This is a genomic window from Arthrobacter sp. UYCu512 (assembly GCF_040547075.1).
In the GTDB taxonomy this organism is placed as follows: domain Bacteria; phylum Actinomycetota; class Actinomycetes; order Actinomycetales; family Micrococcaceae; genus Arthrobacter.
Window position 1 is genome coordinate 62,829 of the sequence record NZ_JBEPPA010000007.1, and the last position, 17,516, is coordinate 80,344.

13 protein-coding genes are annotated in these 17,516 nt (G+C 65.6%); 9 read left to right on the forward strand and 4 right to left on the reverse strand.

Annotation, left to right across the window (positions count from 1 at the left end; all coding sequences use genetic code 11):
- Window positions 1–60: 60 nt before the first annotated feature.
- Entirely contained in the window at window positions 61–1,401 is a 1,341-nt protein-coding gene (locus ABIB49_RS09020; protein ID WP_226775360.1) for an MFS transporter, read from the reverse strand.
- 425 nt (window positions 1,402–1,826) lie between these two features.
- Between ABIB49_RS09020 and ABIB49_RS09025 the strand changes: the two genes are divergently transcribed.
- The 3 genes from ABIB49_RS09025 (at window position 1,827) to ABIB49_RS09035 (ending at window position 3,535) form a co-directional block, all read left to right on the forward strand.
- On the forward strand, window positions 1,827–2,294 hold the full coding sequence (locus tag ABIB49_RS09025; RefSeq protein WP_240685157.1) for a helix-turn-helix domain-containing protein: 468 nt from the start codon (window positions 1,827–1,829) through the stop codon (window positions 2,292–2,294).
- Window positions 2,295–2,332: 38 nt separating this feature from the next.
- Window positions 2,333–3,145 carry an IS3 family transposase gene (locus tag ABIB49_RS09030; RefSeq protein WP_282359041.1) on the forward strand — a complete coding sequence of 271 codons (813 nt, stop codon included), beginning with the start codon at window positions 2,333–2,335 and terminating at the stop codon, window positions 3,143–3,145.
- A gap of 102 nt (window positions 3,146–3,247) precedes the next feature.
- Window positions 3,248–3,535: a hypothetical protein gene (locus ABIB49_RS09035; RefSeq protein ID WP_282358831.1), complete on the forward strand. Its 288-nt coding sequence runs from the start codon at window positions 3,248–3,250 to the stop codon at window positions 3,533–3,535.
- Window positions 3,536–3,867: 332 nt separating this feature from the next.
- Here ABIB49_RS09035 and ABIB49_RS09040 read toward each other — a convergent pair whose 3' ends face one another.
- The gene (locus ABIB49_RS09040; RefSeq protein WP_282358829.1) at window positions 3,868–4,704 is read right to left on the reverse strand and encodes an alpha/beta fold hydrolase; all 837 of its coding nucleotides are present in this window, start codon (window positions 4,702–4,704) and stop codon (window positions 3,868–3,870) included.
- A gap of 176 nt (window positions 4,705–4,880) precedes the next feature.
- On the opposite strand from ABIB49_RS09040, the gene ABIB49_RS09045 reads away from it, so the two are divergent.
- Entirely contained in the window at window positions 4,881–5,048 is a 168-nt protein-coding gene (locus ABIB49_RS09045) for a DUF8730 family Cys-rich protein (protein WP_226775362.1), read from the forward strand.
- 73 nt (window positions 5,049–5,121) lie between these two features.
- Here ABIB49_RS09045 and ABIB49_RS09050 read toward each other — a convergent pair whose 3' ends face one another.
- The gene (locus tag ABIB49_RS09050) at window positions 5,122–6,024 is read right to left on the reverse strand and encodes a serine hydrolase (RefSeq protein ID WP_354156965.1); all 903 of its coding nucleotides are present in this window, start codon (window positions 6,022–6,024) and stop codon (window positions 5,122–5,124) included.
- A 191-nt stretch (window positions 6,025–6,215) separates the two neighbouring features.
- Here ABIB49_RS09050 and ABIB49_RS09055 point away from each other — a divergent pair, with 191 nt between their 5' ends.
- The 4 genes from ABIB49_RS09055 (at window position 6,216) to ABIB49_RS09070 (ending at window position 15,586) form a co-directional block, all read left to right on the forward strand.
- Window positions 6,216–7,136 (forward strand): 2-hydroxyacid dehydrogenase, encoded by a 921-nt coding sequence (locus tag ABIB49_RS09055; protein WP_282358826.1) that lies wholly within the window; start codon window positions 6,216–6,218, stop codon window positions 7,134–7,136.
- 389 nt (window positions 7,137–7,525) lie between these two features.
- On the forward strand, window positions 7,526–7,777 hold the full coding sequence (locus ABIB49_RS09060; RefSeq protein WP_282358825.1) for a hypothetical protein: 252 nt from the start codon (window positions 7,526–7,528) through the stop codon (window positions 7,775–7,777).
- Window positions 7,778–8,209: 432 nt separating this feature from the next.
- On the forward strand, window positions 8,210–13,777 hold the full coding sequence (locus ABIB49_RS09065) for an Ig-like domain-containing protein (RefSeq protein ID WP_282358824.1): 5,568 nt from the start codon (window positions 8,210–8,212) through the stop codon (window positions 13,775–13,777).
- A 99-nt stretch (window positions 13,778–13,876) separates the two neighbouring features.
- Window positions 13,877–15,586, forward strand: coding sequence for a copper resistance CopC/CopD family protein (locus tag ABIB49_RS09070; protein WP_354156966.1), 1,710 nt, complete (start codon window positions 13,877–13,879; stop codon window positions 15,584–15,586).
- 265 nt (window positions 15,587–15,851) lie between these two features.
- Here ABIB49_RS09070 and ABIB49_RS09075 read toward each other — a convergent pair whose 3' ends face one another.
- On the reverse strand, window positions 15,852–16,289 hold the full coding sequence (locus ABIB49_RS09075; RefSeq protein WP_354156967.1) for a VOC family protein: 438 nt from the start codon (window positions 16,287–16,289) through the stop codon (window positions 15,852–15,854).
- Between the two features lie 144 nt (window positions 16,290–16,433).
- Between ABIB49_RS09075 and ABIB49_RS09080 the strand changes: the two genes are divergently transcribed.
- A complete protein-coding gene (locus ABIB49_RS09080; protein WP_354156968.1) occupies window positions 16,434–17,420 on the forward strand; it encodes a DUF808 domain-containing protein in 987 nt (328 codons plus the stop codon).
- Window positions 17,421–17,516 lie beyond the last annotated feature (96 nt).

Below are 17,516 nucleotides of genomic sequence, written 5' to 3' on the forward strand. Positions count from 1 at the left end.
ACTTTCGGTTCTTTTCCGGCATAGCGTTCCCGGCTTCAGGAACAGGTGCGTGTGGCCAGCTTAGACAGGTAGCCGCTTGTTGTAGTTCAGGGTCAGCACGGAGACGCCCATGATGATCGCGGATCCGACGAAGTACAGCAGCGCCCAGGTGTAGGAGCCGGTGGCGCCCACGATCAGGCCGACCGCGATGGGGGTCACGAAGCCGGAGATGTTGCCGCTGAAGTTCATCGCGCCGCCGAGGACGCCGGCGTTGGTCCGGCCGCCCAGGATGGAGGGGATGCTCCAGAACAGGCCCACCCAGCGGAGGAAGAACATCACCACGGACAGGAGCACAACGGCGGTGGTGGGATCGGCCACGACGGTGACGCCAATCAGGCCGCCGATCACAACCACGCTGGAGGTGCCCAGGAGTGTGCGCATCACGCGGTTGGCGGAGGCGCCGGTGGACTGCCACTTGTCGGCGATCGCGCCGCCCAGGATTTCCCCGACGAAGCCGGCACCGAAGATTACGAAGGTGGACCAGCCGATGGTCTTCAGGTCAAAGCCCTTGTCCTGGGCCAGGTAGAGCGGGCCCCAGGTCAGGAGTCCGTAGAAGACGCCGTTGAAGCCCAGCCAGCCGAAGCACATGGCCCAGAAGGAACGGAACTTCAGGTAGGGCAGGAGTGCGCGCTTGCCCTTGCTTCCGTCGAGCTCGGCCGCGGCGTCCTCGGCAGCGTGGGATGCTTCGATGTATTCAGCCTCGGCAGCATTGACCCCGCGGTGCTGGCGGGGGTTGTCCCGGACGTACCACCAGACGGCAAGGCCCATCAGTACGGTGGCGGCGCCGGCCATGATGAAGGCGATGCGCCAGCTGCCGGTGGATGCGATTAGGCCGGCAATCAGGATGCCGCCCAGGCCGGCGCCAAGGGGCGCGCCGGCGTCGAGGATCGTGGCGCCGCGTCCGCGCTCTGATTTGTGCATCCAGATGGCGTTGAGCTTGCCGCCGGCCGGCATAACGCCGGCTTCCGTGACGCCGATGCCCAGCCGGGCAATGAACATGCTGATGAAGCCGCCGGCCAGCCCGGACGCTGCCGTGGCCGCGCCCCAGCCAACACAGGACGCCGTCATGACCTTGCGGGGACCGAATTTGTCGATCAGGAGGCCTACCGGGACCTGCATCAGCGCGTAGGTCCAGAAGAAGGCGGAGAGCAAGAGGCCCACAAGTTCGGGGGCGAGGTTGAATTCTTTCTGGATGATCGGCAGGGCCACCGAGATGGAGCCCCGGTCGATGTAGTTGACGGCGACCAGGACCAGCAGGAGCAGGAACATTTTCCAGCGGACGTTGGTGCGACGTTGCACGCCGTCCTTGCCGGTCTTGTCGTCGGGTAGGGGTACTGCGGTTTCAGTATTTTGAACAGACACAACTTCTCCTTTGCAGAGAGGAAGATTGCAGGCGGGGAAAAAGACGTGGGTGTTCGCGGGGCAGGAGGCCGGTTGGTGGGGCACCCTGGGTCCAATCCGGACGCGCCGGGCAAGTAACTGACTGCGGCTCGGGATCCGTAACGCGATCTTTTGGGATCCCATTTTGGGATCCCAAAATTCAGAGTAGAAGTGACCTCCGCCACTGTCAAGGGATTTTCCTGCGTTGTGGCCCAGCTGGGCCAAATTACCGATTGTGACTGCCGTGGGGATCGTCTCACTGTGCGGTTGGGCCGGGCGCGGAGGCGCTGAGGGGCCGGCGATGGGCGCGCAGAAGGGCCCGCGGCGGCGTGAACTGCTCCCCGAAAGTTGGACTGAGAAATCAGTTCTGACTTTCGGGGAGCAGTTTTATGGATGGAAGAAGTTCGTTGTCCGAGGAGCAGCGCGAGGCCGCGGTGGCGCTGTTTGACATCGGCTGGGGCACCCGGGCGGTAGCAACAAAGCTCGGGGTAGGAACGAAGGCAGTCCTTCGGCTGTACGACAGATGGCGTGTTCGCGGAGATACTGCTTTAGTGACCAAACCGAGCAGACTGTATTCGTTCGAGTTCAAGCTCAACGCTGTGCAGCGATATCTCTCCGGCGAGAACAGGGTCGCTCTAGCCAAGGAGCTCGAACTGTCCTCGCCACACCTGATTACCGTGTGGGCGGGCAAGTATCGGGCTGAAGGCGAGGAAGGCCTCCGTCCGAAACCGAAAGGCCGGCCGAGGAAGAGCCCAGATGCCCCAGCAGAGCAGGAACCGGAGCTGCAGCGTCTTCGGCGTGAGAACGAACGCCTGCGCGCAGAGGTGGCCTTCCTGGGAAAAGTAAACGCCTTGAGGGACGAGGAACGGCGCTAAAGGTCCGCGCTGTCATCGCTCTCAAGGCTGAGCACCGTCTGGAAGTTCTCCTGGAGGTAGCCGGGTTAGCCCGGTCCACGTTCTTCTACCACCAGTCCCGCCTCAAAGGCCCAGATCCACGGGCCTCTCTGAAGGCCACCATTACAGAGATTTTCACGAAGAACCACGGCCGGTATGGGCACCGCCGTATCCATATCGAGCTGCTGAAGCAAGGATGGACGGTCGCCAAGAAGACCGTCCTGAAGCTGATGCGTTTCCTGCGGCTGGTCTGCAAGGTCCGAAGCAGGAAGCGGTACAGCTCGTACCAGGGCGAGCAGGGCGTCGTGGCCCCGAACCTGTTGAAACGCCAGTTCGAAGCGGATGCCCCAAATCAGAAGTGGGTTACCGATGTGACCGAGTTCAGCGTCGGTGACCGGAAGCTCTACCTCTCACCCGTCATGGACCTGTTTGACCGGCAGATCATCTCCTACGCAATCGGCACTTCACCCAATCTCGAGCTGGCAAATGCATCGCTGCGCGGCGCCCTGGCCACGCTGGAGGACGGGCAGAAACCACTCGTGCACTCCGACCAGGGATTTCAGTATCAGCACAACTCCTGGCGCACGCTCTTGGCGGACGCCGGCGCGGTCCAATCGATGTCCCGCAAAGCCAACTGCTATGACAACGCCGTCATGGAGAACTTCTTCGGTCACCTCAAAGAAGAGCTCTTCCACCGTGTCCGGTTCCTCAACGCTGACGCCCTGGCCGCGGCACTGCACGAATACATCCGCTGGTACAACACCGAACGAATCTCCACCAAGCTCAAGGGTCTGAGTCCGGTACGGTATCGTGCCCAGATGCTTGCGGCATAGGTCCCTCTTAGCCGCCCTTATCGGTCCCCTAATCCGTCTGGCGGAGGGCACAGACAACGGATGCCCTAACCTATGCTCTGGCGCAAGATGTACGGTCGTTGGATGAGAGCAGAACTCATCGATCCACGGGATCAAACCATGCAGGTCAACGATCCGACGTACCGCGTCTACTTCTGGGCCGAAGACGCCGCGAAACAGGAGTGGGAGCTTTCGGGCGCGGACCTCAATGAAGTGCTCGAGTGGATTCCTGCCCATTCTCGAGGTCGCTCCCACAGCCTCTGGGCGGTAACGCGCCTCCCAGGTGAGGTCTGCTTGGTTCGTCTGCAAGGTATCGACCTCGACACTCGACCGGACGCTTGGCCGAGCTGGGCCCGGAGGGTTCATCTGTAGCGCCGATGACGACGACACCCTCATTCCCGCGCTGCGGATGACCGCTGCACCGTGCCGGACTGGCCTCCAGATCGAGACTCATCGTGCGCTGCCCCCAGAGAAACCTCAAACGGACACCTACCTCAACAGCCAGAACTTCCAGCAACGACAGAAGTCCCCGCCCCAAATGGGACGGGGACTTCTGCGAAGAGCCGATCACTAGCCACTAAAGTGGATACATCGCAATTGCGAGTCCAACTTTCGGGGAGCAGTTCAGCGCCGCGGGCCCTTCTTGTGTTGCGTCGGGAGCTGTTGTGCCTGGCTGCCTCGGTATCCCGGCGAGCCGGGCGGCGCTACTTTGCCAGGAACCCCAGCAGCAGCTCGTTAACCTCGGTGGCGTGCGTCCACAGCATGCCGTGCGGGGCGCCCTCGATCTCCACGTACTCGGCGCTGGGCAGCGCCTTGGCGAACCGCCGGCCGGTGGCGTCGATTGGCAGGATATTGTCTGCGGTGCCATGGACAATCAGCGTGGGGACGTCGATTTTCGGGATGTCGCCCCGGAAGTCCGTGAGCCAGGAGGGCTGGGCGGCCACGGAGGCCGTGGCGCCGCCCGAGGATGCCAGGTTCCACCCGGCCCGCATCACTTCCTCGCTCAGCCGGGGGGTGCCCAGGAAGGTGTCGCTGTTGTAGAAGTTCTTGAAGAACTCGGTGAAAAAGGCGTAGCGGTCCGTGGTCACGGCCTCCAGCAGGCCGTCGAATACGGACTGCGGGACGCCGTCGGGGTTGTCGTCGGCCTGCAGCAGGTACGGCTCCAGGGAGCCGAGGAACACGGCTTTGGCCACCCGGGCCGAGCCGTAGGTGCCGAGGTACCGGCCCGCCTCGCCGGTACCCATCGAGAAGCCCACCAGCACGGCGTCGTTCAGGTCAAGCGTGGTGAGCAGGGTGTCGAGGTCGGCGGCGAAGGTGTTGTAGTCATAGCCGTCAGTGGGCTTGCTGGACTGTCCAAAGCCGCGGCGGTCGTAGGTGATCACCCGGTGGCCGGCGCCCAGCAGTGCCGTGGTCTGCTTCTCCCAGGAGGATCCGTCCAGTGGATAGCCGTGGATCAGGACTACCGGCTGCCCGCTCCCGTGGTCTTCGTAGTAGAGCTCAATGTCGGTGCTGTTCTCGGTTCCAACCTTGATGTAAGCCATATCAGCGGTCCTCTCGGTACGGTTCGGAAGTCAGTTTGTGCGGGAGCGGCACGGTTCAGCTGCCACTGTAGGGAACCAACGCCGTCCGGCCAGCGAGTGTTCCCGGGGCCGCATTTGGTGCGGGCATACCCCTGGGGGTATAGTCGTCGTGACGGACCTACCCAAAGGAGAACCAGATGTGCCGACAGGTTGCATGCAAGAAGTGCGGTAAGACCACCTGGGCGGGCTGCGGCCAGCACGTTGACCAGGTCATGCGGGGCGTCAAGGGCGCCGACCGCTGCAAGGGTCACGAGGGTGAAGTCAGCACCAAGACCGGCTTCTTCGCCAAGCTCTTCGGCCGCTAAACCGATTCTCCCGCCGGAACGAAAAGGTCCCTGCCGCACCCGCTGCAGCAGGGGCCTTTTCCGTTAACCGGCCCTAGTCCAGCAGCGCCCTCGCCACCACGTCGGTCAGTTCGTGGATCACGGCCAACCGTTCCTCGCTCTCGAGGTCCTCGCCCCAGGTGTAAATCGTGAGCGCGTAGGACCGCTCGCCGGTGGTCAGGAGCGCCGCGTCGTGGACGTAGCCCTCCACCTCGCCGTACTTGTGCTGCACAGTGATCTCCGGGCCGACTGCGGCGGGAATGAGCCGTTCGTTGTTGGTCTCCTGCATGTAGCCCAGCAGCTCCCGGGTGTGCTCCGCGTTGAGCAGCTGCCCGGTGGACAGTTGCTGGAGCAACCCCGCCATCTCGGCCGGTGTCAGCAGGTTCAGTTCCGGGTCGTAGCTGATCCCGATCGATGCGGCGTACGCGATCAGCTTCGGGTAGCCGATGTCCTGCATCAGCAGCAGCCAGGAGTCGTCGCTGCTCGTGTTGACCATCGCCTGGAGCTGGAACGCGGCGTCATAGCTGCCCAGCGGCGCGTCCAGGGATTTCTCGCCGGTTTCCACCAGATGGTAGTAGGCAGCCGCCGTGATGATCTTTGCCGTGCTCGCTGCCACAAATTCGGCCCCGTCGCCGTAGCTGCGCGGCTCCCCGCCGCGGGTGTCCGCCACTGCGACGCCGATCCGGTAGCGGGAGTTCTCGGCCAGGATCCGCGGGATCTCGGCGTCGAGGTCGACGGCGGCCCGCGGAGCCTGCGCCGCCGGAGCCGCACCGGGCTGACCGGGCCACTGGTCCTTCAGGCTGGACAGGAAGCCCGAGGCCGGAACGGGACCGGTGCGCACAACGGCCAGGATTCCCACGCCGAGCAGCACCAGGACCGTCGCCGCCCAGACCAGGAGCAGCTTGCTCCGGGCGCTGAGGGTTTTGGCGGCCGGGCGGGAGGGTCCCGAGGTGTTCATGGTGCAGGACCTTCCGGGTCAACAAGAGGGGGATTCCTTGAAATGTATGCCGGGAGGCGGGGCAAGTCCACGCCCCGCGCGGGGCGGCGCCAAGCTGAGGGGAAACTCCCAGCTCTGACTTTGTCGGGCGTGCCACCGCGGTCGGCGCAGCCTGCGCCGTCGGCCCGTGCGGCCCCGCTAGGCTGGCAGGTATGCCGAGGAAAATTACTGTCAGCCTGCCGGATGCGACCCTGCGCCAGTACCTCAGGCCGCACCCCGACGTCGACGTCGTCGAGTGGGACCTGTCCGGGGAACCTCCCCGGCCGCGGATCGACATTGTGGTGCCGCCCTACATGGGCGGTCCGGGCGTCCTGCGCAGCCTGGCGGCCGTGGAAACCGGGCTCGTGCAGGGCCAGTCGATTGGATATGACGGTGTTGCGGAGGCGCTGCCGCCGGGCCGGGTGTTTGCCAATGCCGCCGGCGTCCACGAAACCTCCACCGCGGAGCTGGCCCTTGCCCTGGTCCTGGCCAGCCAGCGCGAGTTCCCGCGGCAACTGCAGAACCAGCAGGAGGGCCGCTGGGAGACCCGCTCCACGGCCAGCCTCGCGGACCGCAAGGTACTGCTGGTCGGCTACGGCGGCGTTGGCAAGGCGATCGAGGACCGGCTCCTGCCCTTTGAAACCACCGTCACCCGCGTGGCCAGCACGGAACGGGCCGAGCCGCGGGGCCACGTCCACGGCATCACCGAACTGCCCGCCCTGCTGCCGGAGCACGACATTGTGATCGTGGGGGTCCCGCTCAACCACGCCACGCATCACCTCATCGACGATGCCTTCCTCGCGGCCATGCCCGACGGCGCCTTGCTGGTCAACGTGGCCCGCGGACCCGTCGCGGATACCGAAGCCCTGATCCGGCATACCGCCACTGGCCGGATCCGGGCGGCCCTGGACGTCACTGATCCGGAGCCGCTGCCGCAGGACCACCCGCTGTGGCGGACGCCAGGCGTGATCATCAGCCCGCATGTGGGCGGGGATACCTCGGCGATGCTCCCGCGGATGGGCCGGCTGCTCCAGCGGCAGATCGACCTGATGCTGACGGGCGAGCCGCCGGCGAACGTGGTGCTGGGCGGCTAAACCAGCTGCGGACCGGCCCGCTCCTTGGTTATCCCCGCAAAGAAACCGTTCGCTCATTGGTATCGGCTGCCGGGCAACAATTCGGGGACGAGTGTTTGGCCAGAGTATCCGCTCGGTGCTAACCCACTAATAATGAGGAAATGACGGCCCCGTGTAGACACCCAGTTTTCGATCCCGGCGGACGATCTTCGGTGGTCTTGGCGGTCAGTGCCATCCTGGCAGCTGGCGCTGCCTCCGGATGTGCTTCCTCGCCAGGGAACGAAGAACCTGCTTGTTTCCCGCCCGCCTTTGCAGTGAACCCGTCCAGCGCGAAGCCCGGCGACAAGGTGACGGTCAGGGCACCAGACGCTGACTGCAATCCCCGCTACGGCCAGAACGCCAGCATCCAAGTGACTGTCACCGATGCGACGAGCGTCGCGGTCATCAACACCACTGCCCCGATGAATGACGCGGGTGGCTTCATTTACAGCTTTGAGGTCCCAGCTCAAATGGCCGCCGGCGAGGCGGCTGTCACTGCCATCCCGTTCAACATCGACTGGTGCGATGACACTGGCAAGAACACCAGGGCCGACGGCGCAGCTGCCACTTTGCAACGGGCGTCGTGTGTTACGCCAATGAAACCACTGAGCATCACCCGTTAGGGCCGGCCGGCATCTGCCCACCCCCGCGAGATCGTCACTTCACAGCCCTCCGAGCCAAACGTTCCCTGGCGCGGGCCAGCTATTCGAGGCCGGCAGGGATGAGGGCTAAACGACCCTGAGCAGCCTGCGGTCCAAGCGTCGGGGGCGCTGGCGAACCGGGCCGCCGTGGTCCGTTGCAGGTATGGAAAGACGGCAGCCCTGAACGCTCCGGGTGGCGTTCCCCCAATGATGCAACCCGGGGCGGGTATGCAGCCCAAGATCCTGCGTAGGGGCGGTGGAAAGACGGGTTGCGGGTACGCGAGCCCCAGGCGTGGCACCATCGTATGCTCTGGTTCGGCGGGGGTATCCAGTCAGAAAGCGCTCCGATTGTTAGGGGAACCAACCATGCAACCATCTGCCCGCCCACCCTTCCACCGGGCCCCGAGGCGCCGCTTGGCCAGGACGGCCATTATCGTGGCGCTCGCGCTGCTGATCAGCAGCTTCGGCCCCTTGGGGGGGATGCACAACCTCTTCCGGCCCGATGTGGCCGAGGCCGCGGTTCCCTCGAGCGCCACAGATATGACGAAGGTACCGCACTACTTTGGCCCCTACCCCAACTGGGCGAACAGCCCTCAAACGTTGGCGGACGCGATGGTGAAGATCAGCGTCGGGACCCCGACGCCGGTCCTGTTCGGCAACCCGCTGGTCGAGCGCAAGTACGCAACCGACTACGCGAAGCCGACGGGTGAGTTGGGTCCGGTGCTGGTGGTGCTCGACCATACCAAGCTGCCTGCCGGCACACTCAACGACTTTCAGAGCTGGAACCAGGGCACCGCCGGAGCGAGCCCGACCACCTCGGCGGGCAACACCTTCTACGCGCTGGTGCTCCGACCCACCGGCACCGCGGGGGAGTACACCGTCGTCTACGCCAGCAACGAGCTGAAGGTGCCCACCCCGACGGTGAGCACCGGTGAGGTCGAGACCTATTCCGTGCCAGCGGTGACGGTGCAGAAGGACGACGTGATCGGCTTCTACGGCCAAGGCATTCCGATCGACACCGGAGTCCCCGCCAATGGCGACACCTTAAGCACACCGGCGAGCGGTGACCCGGCGCTGGCCACCAACGTCGTCCCGGCCAAGGACAGCACGGTCAAGCTCGGTGCCTCGAACTACCCGGACTTCTCCCACGACCGCACGTACTCCTTTGGGGCCGACGTCACGCCGAGCATCACCGACCCGGGCACGGGTGCGGAAGCGACGGCCGCTGTCGACCCGAAGACGGGTGCCATCTCCGGTGTCACCGTGACCAGCCCGGGCGCTGGCTACGTGGTCCCGCCCACTGTGGAGATCACGACCGCTGGCGTCACCCCGACCACGATGGCCAAGGCCACCGCCAAGATCGCCACCGGCGTCATCACCAGCATCGACGTCAACGAGACCGGCTACGGGTTCACCGCGCCATCCGTGACCCTGGCGGGCGGGAATCCCACTGCGGGCTCCGAGGCACATGCGCTGGCCAGCGGTACAGTCGACAACCTGAAGCTGACCGACGGCGGCAAGGGCTATCAGACCCAGCCGCTGGTGAACATCTCCAAGCCTGACCTCGCCGACGGCGAGCAGGCCACCGGCAGCGCAACGATGGACGCCAACGGCGTGGTCACCGGCGTCGGGATTGCGAACGCCGGCAGCGGGTACACCTCAGCCCCTACCGTGACCGTCAGCGACGCCAGCAAGACCGCTCCCGACCAGGAGGCCAAGGTTGAGGCCACCATCGGCGTTACCCGCATAGACGTCACCGACGGCGGCGCGGGCTACGGTTCAGCACCGACCGTGACGATCGCCGACACCGTAGGCACTCCAGACAAGGGCGCCAGCGCCACCGCCAAGGTGGCGGTCAAGGGCTCGGTTACCGACATTGTGGTCACCACCCCCGGAGCGGGATACCTCACCCCGGGGATCAAGAAGTTCGTCGACACCCTTCCGGGGCAGGGAGAGGCGAACGCCAACGACCTGGGCCAGTACATCCCGGTCGCGGTGCCGGACACCACTACCTACCCCGGCACCGACTACTACGAGATCGCGGTCGTGCAGTACCGGATGAAGTTCCACCGCGACCTGCCGGCCACTTTGCTCCGCGGGTACGTTCAGCTCTCGACCAGCGTCGTCCCGGGCAAAAAGGTCGCCCTCGGCAACGCCAACCTCGACCCCGTCATTCCCGACAGTCCCATCAGCTTCAGCGGAGTGGATAAGCCGCACTACCTCGGCCCCACGATCATCGCAACGAAGAACAAGCCCGTCCGGGTACTGTTCCGCAACCTGCTGCCCACCGGCGTGGATGGTGACCTGTTCCTTCCGGTCGACACCTCTGTGATGGGTGCGGGTGCCGGTCCCAGCATGATGACGCTGGACCCCACCACCAAGATCCCGGTGGACATGGCGAAGGATGAGAAGAGCGTCCTCGACGGCGTGCGCAACCCGATGTGCGGCGAGACGCCGAAGCCGACTACTTGCTACTCGGAGAACCGTGCCACATTGCACCTGCACGGCGGTATCACCCCGTGGATCAGCGACGGCACACCGCACCAGTGGGTCACCCCGACCGGTGAGAACACCGCGTACCCGAAGGGCGTGAGCGTCAGCAATGTGCCGGACATGCCGGATCCCGGCCCCGGCGCGGAGACCTTCTTCTACACCAACCAGCAGAGCGCGCGGATGATGTTCTACCACGACCACTCGTGGGGCATCACGCGGCTCAACGTGTACGCCGGCGAGGAAGCCGGCTACATGATCACCGACGACACCGAGCAGAAGCTGATGGCTCCCGGCGGGGCCCTCGACGGTCTCGGCATGGGGACCTCGCTCACCATTCAGGACAAAACCTTCGTGCCGAGCGCGAAGCGGATGGCCCAGCTTGACCCGACCTGGGACCCGAAGAAGTGGGGCGGTGAGGGCAACCTCTGGCAGCCGCACGTTTACATGCCCGCGCAGAACCCCAGCGACCCCAGCGGGATGAGTGCGTTCGGCCGCTGGTTCTACGGCCCATGGTTCTGGCCGCCGGCCAAGGACGCCAAGTACCCGCCGATGGCCAACCCCTACTACGACCCCGCCTGCGACCCTAACGTGGCTGACTTCTGCGAGCCGGCCGTGATCCCGTCGACACCCAACAACTCGGTCGGCATGGAGGCCTTCCACGACACGCCGGTTGTGAACGGCACCGCCTACCCAACGACGACCATGGACCCGAAGACGTACCGGTTCCGGATCCTCAATGGCTCCGATGACCGGTTCTGGAACCTTTCCTGGTACGTCGCCGATCCCGCCACCGGCACCGAGGTCGCGCTGAAGTCCAGCGAGGTCTCCATGGCGCAGACCGACCCCGTCGTCACACCGACGCCGGACACCACAAAGAGCCCCAAGGGCCCTGACTGGATCCAGATCGGCAACGAGGGCGGCTTCCTGCCGACCCCGGCGGTGGTCCCGGCCCACGAGACGACGTGGATCACCGACCCGACCCGGTTCGACGTCGGCAACGTCGACCAGCACTCGCTGCTGCTCGCGCCGGCCGAACGGGCCGACGTGATCGTCGACTTCTCGGCTTACAAGGGGAAGACGCTGATCCTCTACAACGACGCACCGGCGGCGTTCCCGGGCCGGATCCCCGGCTACGACTACTACACCGGAGGACCGGACATGTCCCCGGCCGGCGCTCCTTCGACCCTGCCCGGTTACGGACCCGACACCCGTTCGGTCATGCAGGTCAAGATTTCGAACGCCGCACCCGCGCTCGCCTTCGACCGGCCGAACACCACGGCCGACCAGATGGGCAAGCTGATGGCGGCTTTCGATCACCACACCGACGCGGCCGGCAACCCCGCCGGGGTCTTCGAGTCCAGCCAGAACCCGATCGTGGTCGGCCAGGCAGCCTACAACCAGGCCTACGGGAAGAGCTTCGTCAACAGCGGCTACTGCAACGCGGCCGCCAACCCCGCAGCCAAGTGCGACGGCTTCGCCAGGATCGCCGAGCAAGGAGGAGACACGTTCAAGTTCGACACCCTGTTGGGCCCGCAGCTCAGCATCCCCATTGAGGGCAAGAGCGTCCACGACGAGATGAACTCGGCTAACTTTGACGAGTGGGGCCGGATGAGCGGCAACATCGGGTTGGAGGCGCCCGGAGCAACACCGCTATTGCAAAACGTCATTCTCTACCCGTTCGTCAACCCCGTCACGGAGAAGCTGGACGGCACCAAGGGCACGAACAGCCTCAACGTGACCCCGATCTCCACCAACGCCGACGGCACGCAGATCTGGAAGATCACCCACAACGGCGTGGACACCCACCCGCTGCACTTCCACCTCAACGACGTGCAGGTGTTGAACAGGGTCACCTGGGACAACATCATCATCCCGCCCGAACCGACAGAACTCGGCTGGAAGGACACCGTGCGTGTCAGCCCACTGGAGGACACGATTGTGGCGGTCCGTCCCATCGTGCCGAAACTCCCGTTCGCCATCCCGGACAGCAACCGGCCACTCAACCCGATGATGCCGCTGGGCGCCAAAGGCTCGACGACCGGCCCGAACGGGTCCGAAGCCGGGTTCAACAACACCGACACCAACGGTAACCCGATAGCCCCGATCAGCAACGACATGACCAACTTCGGCTGGGAGTACGTGTGGCACTGCCACATCCTCAGCCACGAGGAGATGGACATGATGCGGCCCATCTCGGTCAGCACGCCTCGCACGCTCCCCGACGCGTCGGTGGTCAGCTTCACTCGACCCACCAATGACGTGTTGCTGAGCTGGACTGACGGGACCCCGGTGTCGATCACCGATCCCACAACCTGGGGCAACGCCAAGAACGAGATCGGCTACAGGATCGAGCGTGCGCCACTGACCAACGGCACGGTCGGCGCCTTCGCACAGGTCGGCACCACACTGGCGAACGTCTCCACCTACATCGACAAGACCGCCGGGACCGGGCAGTACGCCTACCGGGTAACGGCGTGGAACGCGGCGGGGAACACGGTGTCCGCACCGCTGCTTACCGCTTCCACCACGCCGACGGTGACCACTAAGAGCCCCGCATCCGGGGCGACCGGGGTGGCGACCAACATCCGGCCGACCGTCACGTTCAACGAAGCAGTCACGGGCGTCAGCAACACCTCGTTCGCGTTGAAGCAGGGCAACACGGCCGTTCCGGCTTCGGTGACCTACAACGCGACGACGTTGACGGCCACCCTCGTCCCTACGGCTGCACTGGCCGCTGACAAGCCCTACACCCTCTCGGTGACCACGGCCATCAAGAGCGTTTCGGGCGGATCGGTAGCGGCGACGAGTTGGGGCTTCATCACCGGACCCGGCCCGACAGTCACCACCACCAACCCCGCCGCCGGGGCCACCGGCGTCGGTCTGGGCACGATCTTCGCGCGGACACCGTTGAGTGCAACGTTCAGCGAAGCCGTGACCGGCCTGCCCGCCACCGCCGCCAGTACGCCCAACTTCACCCTGAAGCTGGGGGCGGCGACCATCGCCTCGAAGGTGACCTACAACGCGATCACCCGGGTCGCCACGTTGACGCCGGACGCTCCGTTGGCCAGTGACCGCACCTACACGCTGTCCCTGAGCAACGCAGTCAAGGACGTGGCCGGCAACCCGCTCACCGCCAAAACGTGGACCTTCATCACCGGTCCCGCCCCAGTCGTCACGGCTCGGACCCCGGCGATCAACGCCACCAGGGTCAGCCGGACGGCGAACATCACCGCCACATTTAGCGAGGCGGTCACCGGTCTGCCAAACACGGCCACGGCGAACGGGAACTTCACTATCAAGCGGACGTCGAACGGCGCCGCCTTCACCGCAACGGTCAGCTACTCCAGCCTCACAAGGGTGGCAACGCTGAATCCGACCGGCACGCTGCTGGCCAACACCCAGTACACCGTCACCCTCAGCAGCGGGATCAAGGACACCGCTGGCAACCTGCTAACGCCCGTCACCTGGAACTTCACAACGGGCAACTAGCATTTTAGCAACGCTCACCGCCGCCCGGCCCCCAGGCCGGGCGGCGGTGAGCGTTGCTAGCCCCGCATCGGCACTGCTACCCAGAACGAGGAGACGATCATGTCGAGAGGAACGCCCCATCGGACCCGGGAGCGGGAATCCCGAGCCCGGGGACCCCTGGTCCGGCGGCTCCTCGGGATGTTGTTCGCAGCGCTCACCCTGGTGCTGGCGGTGCCCGCGGCCCCGGCATGGGCGCACGCCGAGCTTGTATCCACGACGCCGGACGAAGGCGCCGTGCTGGCCGTTGCGCAGAGATCGGTAGAACTCGCCTTCGACGAGCCGGTCTTCCTGGTCCCCGACGGCTTTCAGCTTTACGACGGCAGCGGGGGTCATCGCCCCGTGCCTGTCGAGGCGCTGGACACGACGGTCCGGGTTACCCTGCCACCGGATCTCGCCGAGGGCAGCTACGTGCTTGGCTGGCGGGTGGTTTCCGACGACTCGCACCCTGAATCCGGGGTGCTGTCGTTCGCAGTGGGCAGGGCCAGCGCAGCGGTCCCGACCATCGTCGAAAGTGACACCCGGCCGGTGGACGTCCTGTACGGGGCACTCGGCGCTTTCGGATATCTGGGCTTGTTCTGTCTCGTGGGTTTCACGGTTTTCGACTTGTTTGTTGCCCGCACCACCGCAGCGGGTCGTCGGCTACCCTGGGTGGCCGCACTCGTCGCTGTTAGCGCCTACGTCGTGCTCGTGCCACTCACCGTGGTGCGGGAGCGAGGGTTGGGTCTCGGCGCGCTAATGGATCCGGCTCTCGTCCTCACCGGATGGTTCGGGGCTGCCGCGCTGACCCTGGTCCTTGCCGCCTCCGGGGTGGCACTGATGCTGCTGCGGCCACTGCTGCCGCGCCGGGAGGGCTTCTGGGTCGGGACGGTGGGAGCCGGAGCGGCGCTGGTCTCGGTGCTGCCTGTCGGCCACACCCGGACCTTCGGACCCAGCTGGCTGGTGATGGGCGCCGACCTGGTCCACGCCGGGACGGCAGCTGTTTGGCTGGGTGGCCTCGCGGCCCTGGTCATCCACCTCGCCCGCGCCCGACGCCGGAAGGGCGACGCTGCCGAGGCGGCCGTGGTCCTGGGCAGGTTCTCCACGCTGGCCGGTGGCATCGTTGTCCTGCTGGGCGTCACCGGCGCCGTCCTGGCCGTGGTGATGGTCGGTTCGGTGGCGGCCCTCGTTGGCAGTTCGTATGGTCTGCTTCTGCTGGCCAAACTTGGCATGGTCGTCATCATTGGCGCACTTGCGGCGTGGAACCGATTCGGGCTCGTCCCTCGCCTGAAGCGCGAGGGAATCACGGGGAGCGCCTGGCCCCGGCTGGCGCTGGCCATCCGCGTGGAAGCGGTGGGGGTGGTGCTGGTCGTTGGACTTACCTCGGCCCTGACGCTGCAGAACCCCCGCGCCACCGATAACCCCGCTGAACTGGTTGCGGCGGCAGCCGAGGCATCCACTTCAGTCGGCACCCCGGTGCTTGCCGAGCTCGGCACCGGCCACCTGACCGGACGGTTCAGCCCGGGCACGGCAGGGACAAATGTCATCACCTTCGACCTCACCGACGCCGGGGGCGCTCCCATCGTGCCCCTCGGCATGCCGCAGGTCAGTGTGGCTGAGCCGAACCTGAGTCTCGGACCGCTGGCCGCCGAGGTCCAGCCCGGAGAAACGCCGGGCAGCTACCGGGCCGTGGTCGTGTTGCCGGTGGCGGGTCAATGGAAGATCACCGCCGCCGTCCGGGTCAACGAGCTGGAGCAGCCCGCGGCCGTCGCCGATGTGGTCGTGGTGCGCTGAGGCAGGCCGGTCCCAACTTGGCGTGCGACGCCGCCCCGGACGTCCCCCGGGGTGAGGACGCAAAACTCGTTGCCGCCGGGGCCCTCGCTGGAAACACCCCAGCCGAGCGCCGCCGCCCAAAACCGGCCGACTTCGACGGTGGCACCCCGGCTACGCGCGCTTTCCAGTCCGTGTGTTTCCTCCGGTGGCTGCCGGGTCTCCGGTCCCCGCGGTGTCCACCACGCGAGCTACACCGGGCCGGCGACCGGGCGCACCGGCCAGGCGCTCAGTTTTTCTTCAATTCCTCGGCGAGCATCACGAGGATGCCGCTGGGCCCGCGGACGTACGTGAGCTTGTAGATGTCTTTGTAGGTCGCCACGCCGCGAAGCGGATAGCAGCCGTGCCTTGCGGCTATTTCCAGGGCCTCGTCGATGTCAGCAACTGAGAACGCGACCCGGTGCATGCCAATCTCGTTGGGACGCGTGGGCGACGTCTCGATCGCATCGGGGTGGATGTACTCAAAGAGTTCGAGGCGGCCGTGACCGTCCGGCGTTTCGAGCATGGCAATGTTGGCGTGATTGCCGTCAAGCCCGACGGCGGTGTCGGTCCAATCGCCGCTGACGGTGTCCCGGCCAACGACCGCGAGACCGAGGTCGGTGAAGAAAGCGATCGCTGCCTCCAAGTCGCGGACGGCGATGCCGACGTTCTCAAGTCTGATGTTCATGCCCTTCACGCTACCGAGCCGGCCCGGTCCAGATCCAGCGTCGACGGGCTACACGCCACCATATAATTCGAGGATGCCAATCACGCGCCTTGACCGAAGCAACTTCGTCCAGCCGTACGCCCTCCAGCAGTCCGGAAGCGAGCTGTGAGCGGCGGTCTCGTCGCCCTTCTGGACGACATCGCAGCCCTGGCCAAGATTGCGGCCGCCTCGGTGGACGACGTCGCAGCCGGAGCGGCCAAGGCGGGGGCCAAGGCAGCGGGCGTGGTCATTGACGACGCCGCCGTCACCCCGCAGTACGTGTCCGGGGCGGACCCGTCCCGCGAACTGCCGATGATCAAGCGGATCTTCTGGGGCTCGCTGCGAAACAAACTTTTGATCATCCTGCCGGCGCTGCTGCTCATCAGCGCCTTCATCCCTGGGGTCATTCCGTTCATCCTTATGCTGGGCGGCACCTACCTCTGCTATGAGGGTGCCGAGAAGGTCTGGCATAGGCTCCGCGGCCACCACGAGGCCGATGAAGAGACGCCGGCGGTCGACCGGGGCCCGGAGGCGGAGGCCAAGGTCACCAAGGGCGCGATCACTACGGACTTTATCCTCTCCTGCGAGATCATGGTCATCGCGATGAACGAGGTGTCCGCCGAGTCCCTGTGGACCCGGGCGGTCATCCTGGTGATTGTGGCGCTCGCGATCACGGTGGGCGTGTACGGAGCCGTCGCGCTCATCGTCAAGATGGACGACATCGGCCTGCACCTGACCACCAAGGAGTCGGCGGGCTCCCAGCGCTTCGGCGAGCTGCTCGTCAAGGGCATGCCCGCCGTCCTGACCACGATCACCGTTATCGGGACGGTCGCCATGCTGTGGGTCGGCGGCCACATCATGCTCCAGGGGGCCTACGACCTTGGCTGGCACCTGCCGTATGACCTGGTCCACGTCCTGGAAGCTCCCTTCGCCGGGATCCCGGTGGTGGGCGGCTTCCTGGCCTGGCTTGTGAACACCCTGTGCTCGGCCGTCCTTGGTCTCGCTTGGGGCCTCGTCGTCATGGCTGTCCTGCATCCGCTGCTCAAAGTGCTGCCGTTCGGCAAGAAGGAGGGCGGGCACAAAGAGGGCGACGTCCGCGCCGCGGTCGACTGAGATCCAACCCGGATCAGCCCTCAGAGGAACCCCGTCCGTTCCAAGCATCCGGACGTAAACTGAGCCTCGAATCACTTTGTGTGACACGTGGCTTGG

What these genes read in the sequence shown, in the direction of transcription:
- ABIB49_RS09035 (WP_282358831.1), top strand. Translation starts at nt 3,248, where the DNA reads ATGAGAGCAGAACTCATCGATCCACGGGATCAAACCATGCAGGTCAAC.
- ABIB49_RS09040 (WP_282358829.1), bottom strand. Translation starts at nt 4,704, where the DNA reads ATGGCTTACATCAAGGTTGGAACCGAGAACAGCACCGACATTGAGCTC.
- ABIB49_RS09045 (WP_226775362.1), top strand. Translation starts at nt 4,881, where the DNA reads ATGTGCCGACAGGTTGCATGCAAGAAGTGCGGTAAGACCACCTGGGCG.
- ABIB49_RS09050 (WP_354156965.1), bottom strand. Translation starts at nt 6,024, where the DNA reads ATGAACACCTCGGGACCCTCCCGCCCGGCCGCCAAAACCCTCAGCGCC.
- ABIB49_RS09055 (WP_282358826.1), top strand. Translation starts at nt 6,216, where the DNA reads ATGCCGAGGAAAATTACTGTCAGCCTGCCGGATGCGACCCTGCGCCAG.
- ABIB49_RS09070 (WP_354156966.1), top strand. Translation starts at nt 13,877, where the DNA reads ATGTCGAGAGGAACGCCCCATCGGACCCGGGAGCGGGAATCCCGAGCC.
- ABIB49_RS09075 (WP_354156967.1), bottom strand. Translation starts at nt 16,289, where the DNA reads ATGAACATCAGACTTGAGAACGTCGGCATCGCCGTCCGCGACTTGGAG.